This window comes from Salmonella sp. SAL04196 (assembly GCF_046550835.1).
GTDB classification, from domain to species: domain Bacteria; phylum Pseudomonadota; class Gammaproteobacteria; order Enterobacterales; family Enterobacteriaceae; genus Salmonella; species Salmonella enterica.
In genome coordinates, this window is record NZ_JBGDXE010000001.1 from 428,611 (window position 1) to 441,998 (window position 13,388).

Annotated in this window: 13 protein-coding genes; 1 reads left to right on the forward strand and 12 read right to left on the reverse strand. The window is 55.0% G+C overall.

From position 1 onward, the window contains the following. Nucleotides 1-10: 10 nt before the first annotated feature. Nucleotides 11-745 carry a flagellar brake protein YcgR gene (gene ycgR, locus ACLJPE_RS02250; RefSeq protein ID WP_000017411.1) on the reverse strand — a complete coding sequence of 245 codons (735 nt, stop codon included), beginning with the start codon at nt 743-745 and terminating at the stop codon, nt 11-13. Between the two features lie 168 nt (nt 746-913). Between ycgR and ACLJPE_RS02255 the strand changes: the two genes are divergently transcribed. Then, entirely contained in the window at nt 914-1,168 is a 255-nt protein-coding gene (locus ACLJPE_RS02255) for a GlsB/YeaQ/YmgE family stress response membrane protein (RefSeq protein ID WP_000511320.1), read from the forward strand. A 62-nt stretch (nt 1,169-1,230) separates the two neighbouring features. Here the strand turns inward: ACLJPE_RS02255 and ACLJPE_RS02260 are convergent, their stop codons facing one another. The 11 genes from ACLJPE_RS02260 to hyaA all read right to left on the reverse strand — a co-directional run bounded on the left by ACLJPE_RS02260 (nt 1,231) and on the right by hyaA (nt 13,185). Further along, complete coding sequence (locus ACLJPE_RS02260; protein ID WP_000612818.1) at nt 1,231-2,943, reverse strand: alpha,alpha-trehalase; 1,713 nt, start codon at nt 2,941-2,943, stop codon at nt 1,231-1,233. 213 nt (nt 2,944-3,156) lie between these two features. Continuing rightward, on the reverse strand, nt 3,157-4,431 hold the full coding sequence (locus ACLJPE_RS02265; RefSeq protein WP_001519734.1) for a Glu/Leu/Phe/Val family dehydrogenase: 1,275 nt from the start codon (nt 4,429-4,431) through the stop codon (nt 3,157-3,159). A 394-nt stretch (nt 4,432-4,825) separates the two neighbouring features. Continuing rightward, nucleotides 4,826-4,915 (reverse strand): cytochrome bd-II oxidase subunit CbdX, encoded by a 90-nt coding sequence (gene cbdX, locus ACLJPE_RS02270; RefSeq protein WP_000270306.1) that lies wholly within the window; start codon nt 4,913-4,915, stop codon nt 4,826-4,828. Nucleotides 4,916-4,927: 12 nt separating this feature from the next. Continuing rightward, nucleotides 4,928-6,064 (reverse strand): cytochrome d ubiquinol oxidase subunit II, encoded by a 1,137-nt coding sequence (appB, locus tag ACLJPE_RS02275; protein ID WP_000888110.1) that lies wholly within the window; start codon nt 6,062-6,064, stop codon nt 4,928-4,930. 11 nt (nt 6,065-6,075) lie between these two features. Continuing rightward, nucleotides 6,076-7,620: a cytochrome bd-II oxidase subunit 1 gene (gene appC, locus ACLJPE_RS02280; RefSeq protein ID WP_000263601.1), complete on the reverse strand. Its 1,545-nt coding sequence runs from the start codon at nt 7,618-7,620 to the stop codon at nt 6,076-6,078. 74 nt (nt 7,621-7,694) lie between these two features. Beyond that, the gene (locus tag ACLJPE_RS02285; RefSeq protein WP_000063367.1) at nt 7,695-8,543 is read right to left on the reverse strand and encodes a hydrogenase expression/formation protein; all 849 of its coding nucleotides are present in this window, start codon (nt 8,541-8,543) and stop codon (nt 7,695-7,697) included. Further along, complete coding sequence (gene hyaE / locus ACLJPE_RS02290) at nt 8,540-8,944, reverse strand: hydrogenase-1 operon protein HyaE (protein ID WP_001262570.1); 405 nt, start codon at nt 8,942-8,944, stop codon at nt 8,540-8,542. The genes ACLJPE_RS02285 and hyaE overlap by 4 nt, the downstream gene beginning before the upstream one ends. Beyond that, nucleotides 8,934-9,530 carry a hydrogenase 1 maturation protease gene (hyaD, locus tag ACLJPE_RS02295; RefSeq protein ID WP_000993804.1) on the reverse strand — a complete coding sequence of 199 codons (597 nt, stop codon included), beginning with the start codon at nt 9,528-9,530 and terminating at the stop codon, nt 8,934-8,936. Before hyaD ends, hyaE begins: the two co-directional genes overlap by 11 nt. Further along, a complete protein-coding gene (hyaC, locus tag ACLJPE_RS02300) occupies nt 9,527-10,258 on the reverse strand; it encodes a Ni/Fe-hydrogenase b-type cytochrome subunit (RefSeq protein WP_000147031.1) in 732 nt (243 codons plus the stop codon). Before hyaC ends, hyaD begins: the two co-directional genes overlap by 4 nt. An 18-nt stretch (nt 10,259-10,276) precedes the next feature. Next, complete coding sequence (gene hyaB, locus ACLJPE_RS02305; protein ID WP_000070982.1) at nt 10,277-12,070, reverse strand: Ni/Fe-hydrogenase large subunit; 1,794 nt, start codon at nt 12,068-12,070, stop codon at nt 10,277-10,279. Next, nucleotides 12,067-13,185 (reverse strand): hydrogenase 1 small subunit, encoded by a 1,119-nt coding sequence (hyaA, locus tag ACLJPE_RS02310; RefSeq protein WP_001058312.1) that lies wholly within the window; start codon nt 13,183-13,185, stop codon nt 12,067-12,069. The genes hyaB and hyaA overlap by 4 nt, the downstream gene beginning before the upstream one ends. Nucleotides 13,186-13,388: the final 203 nt, after the last annotated feature.

The window sequence follows — 13,388 nt, forward strand, 5'->3', positions numbered from 1 at the left end:
AGTGTGAAGATTATTCTCGCACTTTATTCGCTCTTTCTCGGGCCTCGCGCTCAAGCGAAAAAATAATCCGCTGCAACTCCCGCTCCACCGCCGGGCTAACGTTAAGGAAACGAAAGCTCAGGCGGGGAGTGGTGATCGTTTCATTTTTCCCATCAATCACCTTACGCTCGCTGATGGCGATAAGCTGGGCGTCAACGTGAAAAATCCCCCATTGCCCCATGTTCAGTTCAACCTGCGAAAAGCGCGCGCCTTCTGTTAGCCCGTCGGGGATGGCGGATTCCAGTAGCGCGCCCATGCCGCCCAGGGAAAGATCAAACAGGCGAAAACGTAACGTATGGGTGTCCGGTAGCGTGGTGACGCCGTAATAAGGCGGATACAGCGGCGCGCCAATGCGAAAATACTCCCGGCGCTGGACAAACCACAGTGACGACGGCAGGGGCGTGATAAAGGCCGGCAGCCGCTGATATTCACCTGTAACGAGTTGCGGCAACGTGAACTCGACTTTTGCGCCCTGCGTTTCTGCGATAATGGCTACCTGCCCGGCACGTAATACGGCGCTATTTTCATATTCCTGGCTGCCGTAATCTACGATGAGTTTTTCCGGGTCTACCGCCAAAATTTTACTGATGAATTGACCATGCGCCCATGAAATACGCAGTGGAACCTGATTTTTATTTAAATCCCGTAGCACGCCTAATATCGCTAATGGATTTTTTTTCAGGAACTGCTCATTGTAACCACTCACACGAAATAACCCCTGATACGCAGACTATCGTTGGGTTATCGGCATCGGTAGAAAGAACTTAATAGCGATAAATAAATTTTTATGTCCGCGAGATAAATCAGTGTTCAGAAATGCGACGCTCGACTTTGCCTATACTTAAAACGTTTTTACTGGAAAGAGGGTTTGCAAATGGGAATTATCGCCTGGATTATTTTTGGTTTGATTGCCGGCGTTATCGCCAAATTGCTTATGCCGGGGCGCGATGGCGGGGGATTTATCCTGACCTGTATTCTCGGTATCGTCGGGGCGGTCGTTGGCGGATGGCTGGCGACGATGTTTGGTATTGGCGGCAGTATCAGCGGCTTTAATCTGCACAGTTTCCTGGTCGCCGTGGTGGGCGCGATCGTGGTGCTGGTGATTTTCCGCCTTCTGCGACGCGGCTAACCGCTGCAAAACGTTTAAGCGTTGACCCGGTCAGCACCGGGTCAACCTACTATAAACACGCGTTACTGCGTCGCTGCAGACGGCGTTTTTGTCGGCGTTGCGCTTAACGATGCCGGACGAGTAGACGGTACGCTATCACACGGTTTTTCCTGCGGACAAATCAGATCGAGCATTTTCAGCGTCACGCCGTTGGTCCAGCCAAAGCCGTCCTGAAGGGGATATTCGCCGCCGCCACCGCCGGTTCCGGTACTGCTGACATCATATTTTTCGACCAGTTTTTTCTCGCGATCGTAGGTGTGCTGCACATTGGTTAAAAAGCGCCAGGTGACTTCCATTGCCACGTCATCCTGCCCATAATTTTGCAATCCTTCGGCAGCGACCCATTGTAACGGCGCCCAGCCGTTTGGCGCATCCCACTGCTGTCCGCTTTTAACCGAGGTGGTAGCCAGCCCGCCAGGCTGTAGCAGATGCGCCTGGGCCGCCGCCGCCACTTTCGCGGCGCGATCTTTCGCGGCGGCGTTTACATAGAGCGGGAACAGCGCGGCAGCGGTGAGTTGGTTGCGGATTTTATTGTTCTGCAGATCGTAGTCGGCATACCAACCCTCTTTGTTATTCCACAGATGCATTTCAATGGCTTTTTGCCGCGCGTTGGCCAGCGCGTCATATTGCGAGGCTTTGGCCCGATCGCCCGCCGCAGCGCTGGCGCGGGCGAGGGTCTTCTCCAGCTGATACAGCAGAGCGTTAAGATCGACAGGGACAATCGTGGTGGTGCGAATGGTACTGAGCTGCTGCGGATTATCCATCCAGCGGGAGCTGAAATCCCAGCCAGAGGCGGCGGCAGAGCGGAGGTCTCGATAGATCTCCGTTGCCGGGCGGTTGGGGTTGCTTTTGGCGGTAGCGATATCTTCAACCCAGGATTCAGGGCGGGGCGTATCCCGATCGTCCCAGTAGCGGTTGAGAACGCTGCCGTCCTCCAGTTTGACGACGCGTTGGTTTTGTTGCCCTGGCTGCAATGTCTCAACGCCCTCCATCCAGTAGGCGTACTCTTTTTGCAGTTGCGGCAGGTATTCTTTCAGCGCATCGTCACCTTCATGTTCCGCCAGTAACTCAACCATAAACGCAAAGAAAGGCGGCTGCGAACGACTCAGGTAGTAGGTACGGTTGCCGTTGGGAATATGCCCCCAGGCGTCAATTTCGTAACCAAAGTTCGCCACCATATCCGCCACCTTATCCCAGTGCCCGCTTTCCGCCAGCCCCAGCATCGTAAAGTAGCTGTCCCAGTAGTAAATCTCTCTGAATCGCCCACCCGGCACGACATAGGATTCAGGCAACGGCAAGAGCGAGTCCCACTTTTCGACGTTTTTAGTTGAACGGGTCAGCACCGGCCACAGGCCATCAATATGTTCACGCAATGACTGCCCGGCAGGCGGGACATATTTTTCACCCGCTTTCGGCAGGGTGAAGTTAACATCAACAAAATGACGCAAATCGAAGCCGGACTGGTTCCGCTGCATACGATAATCCGCAAGAATCATGAGCGGATCGCTATTAGGTATGGCGTCAGCAAAGGTTTTCTGATCGGGGAAGAGTTTTGCATTCTGGACATCATTAAAGAGCGGGCCAAGCAAAATATCCGGCGGCTGCGGAGTTTCAGTGTCGGAAGACGGGTCTGCGGCAGTCGCCGAAAACGATGCAAACGTCAGCAGCGTCCCTGCCAGCGCCAGTTTTATGGCTTTCTGCAGTAGAACAGAACGGCGAATCTCTGGGGGTATCATCAAGTTATCTCCTTAGCGGTGAGCCAAAGCCAACGGCATTTACCATGACAAAACCTTAGTCTACGATGACCAGATACGCGTGATTGAACCGCTATTTTGCGAACAAACAGACATTTTATTGAGACAGAATTTATCGGCGCGCGCGTGGAAAACGGGGTATACAGACAAAAAATCCACGCCGGGACGTGGATTTTAGCGCAATGATTTGTCGCCTTAACCTGGATAGATACCGCGATCTTTACGGGCCAGCAGAATGCGCTCACAGGCGACAATATAGGCTGCGGTGCGCAGAGAACAGGATTTCTCAGTCGCTTTCTCCCAGACATGGACGATAGCGTCGGTCATGATTTTGTCCATGCGCGCGTTGATCTCTTCTTCGCTCCAGAAGAAGCTGGCCATATCTTGTACCCATTCGAAGTAGCTGACGGTTACGCCGCCTGCGTTACAGACCACGTCAGGCACCACAAGGATACCACGGCTGGCCAGAACATCATCAGCATCCGGATAGGTCGGGCCGTTAGCCCCTTCCAGCACCAGCTTACACGTCAGGGCTTCCGCGCGCTGACGAGTTATCTGGCCTTCAAGCGCCGCCGGGATCAGAATATCCATCTCCAGACGCCAGAACGCATCGCTGGCGATAGTTTCCGCGCCCGGGAAACCAGCTATCTGTTTGTGTTCTGTCTGCCATGCCGTGAGCGCCTTCATGTCAATACCGGTGGCGTTAAACAGCGTTGCGGTATGATCCTGAATCGCCACGACACGGGCGCCAGCGCCTGCAAACAGACGCGCGGCTTCGCTGCCGACGTTACCAAAACCCTGAACCGCAACGCGAGCGCCTTCAACGGCGATATTCGCCCGACGCGCGGCTTCCAGCCCGCTGACGAAAACGCCGCGCCCCGTCGCTTTTTCACGGCCCAGCGAACCGCCAAGATGGATAGGCTTACCGGTGACGACGCCAGTGACCGTCGTGCCATGATTCATGGAATACGTATCCATCATCCAGGCCATCACTTTACCGTTGGTGCCGACATCCGGCGCAGGAATATCTTTCTGCGGCCCGATGATAATGCCGATCTCGCTGGTATAGCGGCGGGTCAAACGCTCCAGTTCACCTTCCGACAGCGAGAACGGATCGACGCGGATGCCGCCTTTGGCGCCGCCGTACGGCAGATTCAGCGCGGCACATTTGATGGTCATCCATGCTGACAGGGCCATCACTTCATTGAGATCAACGTCAGGATGGTAGCGAACACCGCCTTTACCCGGACCTCGGGAGAGGTTGTGCTGCACGCGATATCCTTCGAAATGACGAATAGTGCCATCATCCATTTGTACCGGAATATCGACGATCAGAGCGCGTTTTGGGTGGCGCAGAGTATCCACCCAGGGGGATAACTCGCCCAGATAAGGGGCCACACGCTCGATTTGTTGCAGGTAGGTATTCCAGGCAGATGTGCTGCTATCTGAAGCGTAAGATAACTTATCCATGATAAACCTTAGTGATAAAAGTAATATGTTCTTTAATTGACCGTGGTACATAGTAGATCACACCATGTAGCGATAAATTTAACACTTTTTTAAACAATTAACTCAGATCAAAAATGGCAGGCAGTTGGATTTTCGTTATGATTTTGGATGGGAAGTGGTTAACTATCCTATATAAGAGGTGATATATCGCTAATTATGCAATTAATTGCTTAAATATGCGTAATATGTGCAAGGCGGCTATTTGTCATAATTATGACGCACCTCTAAAAGTAAACATTATGATAACGACATGTATCAATGTTATGTCGTCCTGTCGGCGGGGAAACGTCTTCACCAGGCGCGTAAAAAGATAAAAATAACCGGAGTCAGACGGCGCTGACCCCGGTTTACCTCTTTATTGTTGACGCGACTCAAGCCATACCAACACCAGTGTCGACAGTGAGCACATCAGCAGAATGCCGACAAACCACAGTAAATACCACATCGCTTCCGCTCCCTAATAAAGTTCATGATCGTTGCGGCGGAGGGTCTCCAGGTTGATACGCCCCAACATTTTGTAATAGCTCCACAGCGTATAGAGCAGTACGATCGGCAGAAAAATCAGCACAATCACCAGCATGATTTCGAGCGTCATCTGGCTGGAGGTGCTGTCCCACACCGTCAGGCTGGAGAGAGGACTAACACTCGACGGCATCACAAAAGGAAATAGCGTTATGCCGGCGGTAAAGATGACGCAGGCCTGGGTCAGGGAAGCGAACAGAAATCCACGAATAGTCTGACCGCGAAGGCAGGCATAGAAAGCCAGAATCGGCAGGATCATACCGAGCAACGGGATGATGAGCAGTAGCGGCGAGCGTATAAAGTGGTTCATCCATGCGCCAGGGAGTATCGCCACGCCTTTTAAGAGCGGATTGGAAGGGCCGTTGGCATCTTGCGTGAGTAAGACAAAGCCATCAACGCCGGCCCACAGCCAGTAACCGGCCAGCAGGAAGCAGATCACGATCAGCAGCGCGCTGTGGCGGGTGGCCGACAGAGCCCGTTGACGAATAACGCCCTCCGTTTTCAACTGTAACCAGACGCCTCCTTGCATAATCACCAACGACAGACTCAATAATCCACACAGTAGGGCAAAGGGCGAGAGTAACTGCCAGAAGGTGCCAAAATAGTCAACATGAAGCTGCGGCGTGAAGGCAAACGGCACGCCTAAAAACAGGTTGCCGAACGCGATACCGAATACGACTGGGGGAACCAGGCTGCCAATAACCAGACCGGTATCCCACAGCGCGCGCCAGCGGGCATTGGCGATTTTTCCCCGATAATCAAAGGCCAGCGGGCGAAAGAAGAGGGCACACAGCACCAGGATCATCGCCACATAAAAACCGGAAAACGCGGCGGCATAGACCCGTGGCCAGGCGGCGAATAATGCCCCGCCCGCGAGAATCAACCATACCTGGTTTCCTTCCCAGTGGGCGCCGACGCTATTGATCAACACCCGGCGTTCGTCATCGTTGCGCGCTATCAGCGGGAGCAGGCAACCGACACCCATATCAAACCCGTCAGTTACCATAAATGCCACCAGGATAACGCCGATCAGCAGCCACCAAATGAACCGCAACGTTTCATAATCCAACATGATTGTCTCCTTTATCCCTGTTGTTGCGCTTGTTGTTGATGTTGCATGGCGCTTGGCCCAAGACGCGCGTACTTCTGCATCAGATAGACTTCCGCGATTAAAAACAGGGTGTAAAGTCCGAGGATAAGTCCCATTGAGAAGGCCAACTGGCCCGGCGTCAGCGCGGAGTGAGCGTACCAGGTCGGCAGAATGTCCTGAATCGCCCAGGGCTGACGGCCAAACTCCGTCATAAACCAACCGGCTTCAATGGCAATCCACGGTAACGGCAGGCTCCAGAGCGTCATACGCAATACCCAGCGATGCTGGTCGATACGCATTCGCAGCGTCTGTATCAACGCAATCAACATCACCACTAACAGCAGCGAACCGCAGCCGACCATAATACGGAAACTCCAGAACACCGGCGCCACCTGAGGAATAGCGCCACGCTGGGCCGCACGATACTGCTCCGGCGTCACATGGTTCATATCCGGGGCATATTTCGCCAGCAGAATGCCGTACCCCAGATCGCCCTCAACGGCGTGAAACGCATTCAGTACCTGCGGCGAGCGATTGCCTTGCGCTATCTCCTGCATGAGTAGCCAGGCCTCCCGGCCACGCTTCAGGCGCGGCAGAGTGTCGTCCATCAGGTTTTTTAACCCCGGAACCGGCGTATCCAGCGAATGGGTGGCCAGAATACCCAGCAGAGCGGGGATCTTCACGGCAAACGCATTACGCTCCTGTTCCTGCTGCGGCCAGGCAATCAGATGAAACGGCGCGGGCGCGGGTTCGGTTTGCCATTCGCCTTCCATCGCCGCCAGTTTCACCGGCTGAATTTGGGCGACCTCGTAGGCCGAACTGTCCCCCAGTTGCAGGGTTCCCAGAATGGCCAGGGTGCCGAATACTGAGCCGATAGCAAACGAGCGCAAGGCCACTTCACGCTCGCGGCCACGTAGCAGATACCAGGCGCTGATGGACATAATAAACATGGCGCCGGTGACATAACCGGACATGACGGTATGGACGAATTTCACCTGGCTCACCGGGTTAAAGACCAGATCGCTGAAGCTGCTCATTTCCATCCGTAACGTATCGATGTTGAAATGAGCGCCGGTAGGATGCTGCATCCAGCCATTGGCATTCAGAATCCATAATGCTGAAATATTGGAGCCGAAGGCCACCAGCCAGGTGACCAGCAGGTGTTGGTATTTATTCAGCCGCTGCCAGCCGAAAAAGAACAGGCCGACAAAAGTGGATTCGAGAAAGAAGGCCAGTAACGCTTCCATCGCCAGCGGCGCGCCGAAAATATCGCCCACATAGTTGGAATAGAGCGACCAGTTAGTCCCGAACTGAAACTCCATGGTCAGGCCGGTAGCCACACCGAGAGCAAAATTGATCCCGAAGAGCTTGCCCCAGAAACGCGTCATATCGCGGTAGACGGTTTTCCCCGTCACCACATAGATCGTCTCCATGACGGCCAGCAAAAAAATCAGCCCAAGCGTAAGAGGAACAAATAAAAAGTGATACAGCGCGGTCAGCGCAAACTGCCAGCGCGATAAGTCAATGACATCCCACATGCTAACTCCTGTAGGCAGAAAGAGAGTAAAAAGCTAATCAGTACCGGACACCGGTTACGTTCCTGTTGAGAGCGTTAGCGCGTCTCCAGCCATCGGCAGACTTCATCCAGGCGCTGGCGCGAATCGGCCAGATCTTCCGGTGCCGCCAGTACCAGCTCCGGCAAAGGACAAATCTCATAGCTATCGAGCAACGGCCCTTTAAGGGCGTCCAGACAGCGCACATGCCAGAGATGGCGCAATGCTGTGGCGTTGATTTGGCTTTCGCCATACCCGGAGATGCGAATTTGGATGTTCCCGTGTCCGCATAAACGCGCCAGAAAAAGACGATCGGCCTCGCTGAGTGGCAGTTGGGTCAAATTGATGCTGTGAGGTTGCAACGCCGGATCGCGTACGTGCGCCAATAACTCATGGGCCAGCGGCAGTCCATTCATCAGGCCAGCGACAGGCGGAGGCAGCAGAGAGTCGTCAGGCAGCGTATCGGCAGTCGCCGCTTGCCACAATGTCAGGGGCGCGCTACCCGCTTCCAGACGATCCGTCAGCAGGCGTCGGTTATGCAGATGGCGTACCCGCCACAGGCCGCAGAAGATGGTCTCCTGGATCTCGCTTTCACTCCCGTCCGGATGCTGAATGCGTACCGAGACTTCGCCTTCTCCCAATAACGTATTGAGGAATGAGAGATCATCGGCATTCAGGGGAGATAACTCCCATCCCAGCACGTCGCCGACTTCCGGAATGCACCGGGCAAGCTGACCTCGCAGATCGGTCAACAATGCCATCACCGCCGGGCTGTGAGCGCAGCGCTCCAGCGCCGCCATACTTGGGTCGCCATTGACCTGACAGGTGAGCGGTAAGGGATTCATCGAGAAACTGGCGTCATCAGGCTGCGTACCTGGCCCCAGCAGATGAAAAAAGGCGTTGCTCATTGTGCTGTCTCCTGCGCTGCGGGAGTGTCAACCATCGAACGCATCAGCGTGAGCAGTTCAGCCCAGGGATGAATGCCGCTGAGCGCGCCGCGTAACTCGCCGTCTGTAAAAACCAACGTCGCCGGAAACCGACGAACATTAAAGCGATCGCCGATAGCTTCGCTTTGTTCAAGGTCGGCCACCGCCACCTGCCAGTCAAACTGCGGGAACTCACGCAGGAGTTCGGCAATCATCACCGGGTTATCGCTGACTTCCGGCGTACGCCGCGGATCGCTACTTAACAGGATGACGCCATCTCCAACCAGTTTGATCCAGTCGTCTACCGTGGAAGCCTCTACCGGTTGCCATCCCCGGGTTAACAGGCGTTGCCATAGCGCAGAGAACGGGGTGTCATTCGCCACTTCTTTTGCCCTCCAGACGTGTCTGATACTGACGTATGCGCACTCCCTCATAATTTTCCATCGACAGGCATTTATAGTTCAGGCAGCGTGCGACCTCGTTTGCCTGCGGTACGATCCCCCAGGCGGCCAGTTGCTCCAGGGCGGCCTGTTCCGCCGCCGGTAGCTGGCTGCGAGCTATTTCGCTCAGGCTACCGCCGTAGTCGTCCAGTAGCGCCGGTTGCAGGCCGACCAGCGCAATGTGACAGGGCAGATGCCCGCGGATGTCGGCCAGCGCCAGAACTTCGGAAAAACTGTTTTGATGCAGGCTCATTTTTTTGGCGCTGAGATACGCGGGGATTTTCTCGCCGGCATAGGTTCGCAGGCTGCCCGGCGCCAGGCCATAATCGATCGCGTCAAGGAGCAGGAGATGGCTGGCTTGCTCTACATAACCTAACAGGTTTAGCCCTTGCGTACCGCCGTCCACAATTTCTACCTCTTCAGGCCAGTGATATCGGGCATACAAACGCTCCGCGACCCGGATACCGAATCCTTCATCGGCCCACAGCAGGTTTCCTAACCCCATCACCACTACGCGTTGCGCATTCATGAGGGCTCCTTGTCGTGCGGTTTGGGGAATTTGTGGCTGCGATAGCCATTGATCATGGTGGAGATCACCGTATCGTCGGACATAATGTCTTCCCGGATAGCGAGGTAAACGTGCCCGACGATGAAGGCGGCGATCAGCCACATGCCCAGTCGGTGCCAACTGTGAATATCGATGGAGTTGCCGCCGGTCCAGTAGAAAAATTCAACTACATAGCGGAACGGCGCAAAGATGGCGTACTGGCTATGCTCGCCAAACAGAGCGAAACCGGTGAGGATCATAAATACCGATAACAGGAAATAGCCGAACATCGCGGCCTGCGCGACAGGGTTATGTCCGATGTCGCTCCCCGGTTTTTTCTCCAGAAACAGATACCAGCGGACCACGGAGAAAGCGCCTTGCCACCAACTGCGACGCCAGACCGGGACGATAAACAGCTCTCGCGAATAGCGGTTGCCGACACAGGCCCAATAAATTCGCCCCAGCAGTAACACGGTAAAGATCATCGCGGCGGCAAAGTGGATCAGCCGGATATAGCCCATGTAAAACAGATAGGTCGCCTCGCCACTCACCGACGGCAGCGGTCGGCCAATGAAGTAGCCTGTTACCATCAGTACCAACATGCAGGCCACCGTTAGCCAGTGCCACAGGCGTACCGGCGCTTCAAACACATAGTGGCTGACGGCAGTATCACGCGCCTCCCCGACGCGTGGAGATAGCTTTCCAGTCATCGTTCTTTTCCTTAACGCTTAGCGTACCTGGACGGCAATCAGTTCGCTGCCGTCGTCGCCGAGCACGTGGGTTGAACAGGCGAGGCAGGGGTCGAAGCTGTGCAGCGTCCTCAGGATTTCTAACGGTTGGTCGGGAATCGCCATTTGCGTTCCCATCAATGCCGCTTCATAGGCGCCGATCTGTTTTTTAGGATCGCGCGGGCTGGCGTTCCAGGTGGTGGGAACCACGCACTGATAGAGTTCAATCTTCTGATCGCGTATTGACGCCCAGTGTCCCAACGCTCCGCGAGGCGCTTCGGTAAAACCGATGCCGCGGCAGTGCTGCGGCCAACTGGCCGGTTCCCATTTCTCGGTATTGGCGGTGGCCAGGTCGCCGTTTTTCAGGTTGGTCATAAGCCTGTCGAAAAAATACTGCAGCTTACCGACGGCCCATTGCGCTTCGTGCGCGCGGCATAAAATACGGCCAAGCGTAGACTGGATACCGGAGAGCGGCAGTTTAAGGGCGGACATCATGCGATCTACCGACTCTATGGTGGCGGCGTCCCCTTTGTGGTACGCGATAAGCGTTCGGGCAAGCGGGCCGACTTCCATGGCATGACCCCGCCAGCGCGGCGCTTTAATCCAGGAGTAACGTTCCTGCTCGTTGAGCTGCTGGATATGCGTATCGCTGCCTTTGACATCACCCGGGTTGTACCAGGGATCGGTAATGCCGTCAAAAGGATGACGCCCCAGCCGATCGTCCGGATAGCGGTACCAGGCGTGATCCACAAACTCCTGTATCTGCTGCGGATCGGCCAAATCTACCGGCATGACATTTTTAAAATCGCCATTGACCACCGCGCCGCCCGGCATTAACAGGCTTTGCTGGCTGAAGTCGTTGGCAATGTCCGGAAATGCGCCGTAACTCAGCACGCATTTATCCGACAGACCGGTGCCAATTTGACTCCATGCTTTATTGAACTGGCCGATAGCCAGCGCGTCCGGAACCATCACGTTGTTAATGAAGTCGGCGGTGCGGGTGATGATCGACTGCACCAGGTTGAGGCGCTCCATATTGATAGCCCCGACCGCGCCGCTTTGATCGAGATTGATCGCGCACGGCATCCCGCCGACGATCCAGTTAGGATGGGGGTTCTTACCGCCAAATATGGTATGGATTTTGACGATCTCGCGCTGGAAGTCGAGGGCTTCAAGATAGTGGGCAAAACCCATCAGATTAGCCTCTGGCGACAATTTGTACTGTGGATGTCCCCAATAGCCGTTACGGAATATCCCAAGCTGGCCGCCATCGACAAATTTCTTCAATCGATTTTGTACGTCAAAGAAGTAGCCCGGCGATGACATCGGCCAGGCGGAAAGGCTTTGCGCCAACTGCGAGGTGGCGCGCGGATCGGCTTTCAGCGCATTCAGAACATCAATCCAGTCCATGCCGGCTAACTGATAAAAATGGACCAGATGATCGTGACACCACAACGTAGCCAGCATGATGTTACGTATAATATTGGCGTTATCCGGCACCTGGATACCAATCGCATCTTCGATAGCGTACACCGATGCCAGAGCATGTACCCCGGTACAGACACCACAAATACGTTCAACAAACGCCCAGGCGTCACGCGGGTCACGGCCTTGCAGAATGATCTCCAGCCCGCGGAACATCGTGCCGCAGGAAACGGCATTGGTAATGACGTTTTGCTCATCAATGTTCACTTCGCAGCGCATATGCCCTTCGATGCGGGTAATCGGGTCCACGATCAGACGACGGCCGGCGTCGTTAACGGTATAACCCTGGGTTTGATACTGGTTACTCATGCCTGTTTATCCTCATTGTCCGGCTGTTGTTCGGCTTGCGCTAACTGTTGTTTGTGGCGTTTACGTTGGTTGAGCGCGCTGGCGACAGCGTGACCGCCAACGCCCGCCGCGACCACGCCCAGCGCGGTCAGCCCCACCGTATCGGCGGTTGAATGGGTACCCATCTGGGGAATATCCACCACGCGGCTATAAAACGAGCCGCGATCCCAGAAACCATTTTCTGAACATCCCAGACATCCGTGACCGGACTGGATAGGAAAGGAGACGCCGTCATTCCAGCGTGTGGAGGAGCAGGCGTTATAGGTGGTTGGTCCTTTACAGCCCATCTTGTACAGGCAGTATCCCTTGCGGGCGGCGTCATCATCCCAGCTCTCGACAAATTCACCGGCGTCAAAATGGGCGCGGCGGTAGCATTTATCGTGGATACGCTGACCGTAGAACATTAGTGGACGGCCCATGCGATCGAGTTCCGGCAGACGATCAAACGTCACCATATAGGTGATAATGGCGCTCATGACATCCGGGATTGGCGGACATCCAGGGACCTTCACGATCGGCTTGTCGGTGATCACTTTATCGATAGGCGTTGCCTGGGTCGGATTGGGGCGGGCGGCCTGGACGCAACCCCAGGAAGCGCAGTTTCCCCAGGCAATAATAGCGCTGGCGCCCGCGGCGGCTTTCTTCAGTTTTTCAATAAACGGGCGACCGCCGCTGATACAGAACATCCCTTGTTCTCCTAACGGTGGATTGCCTTCCACCGCCAGAATGTATTTCCCGGCGTAGCGAGTGGTAATATCGTCAAAGACTTCTTCGGCCTGTGCGCCGGCGGCGGCCATCAGGGTGTCGTCATAATCGAGGGAAATCAGCGAGAGGATCACATCTTTGGCTAGCGGGTGCGAGGAACGGATAAAGGATTCGGTACAGCAGGTGCATTCCAGTCCATGAATCCAGACCACCGGAATCCGCGGTTTATTCTCCAGCGCCCAGGCGATCTTTGGCGTCATTCCGGCGCCCAGTCCCAGCGATGTGGCGGCAAGGCTACAGAATTTGAGAAAGCTGCGTCGGGTCACTCCCTTACGACGCATGGCTTGATAAAAGGTCTCCTCGTTATTCATAACGCGTATTTTTTCTCCTTTTTGCACCACGCTCCGCCAGGGGCATAAGGCGCTTTTGCGGGTCCGTTGACGTTCCGCCAGCAAGGCAAATCATTGTGTTACGCGCGAGCGCGGAAACGAGCCCGATTCACTTTGCACCGGCGTATATCGCCAGAAATAATGTGAAAAAAGCGTATCGGATTAACGATAAGAAACAATGTGAA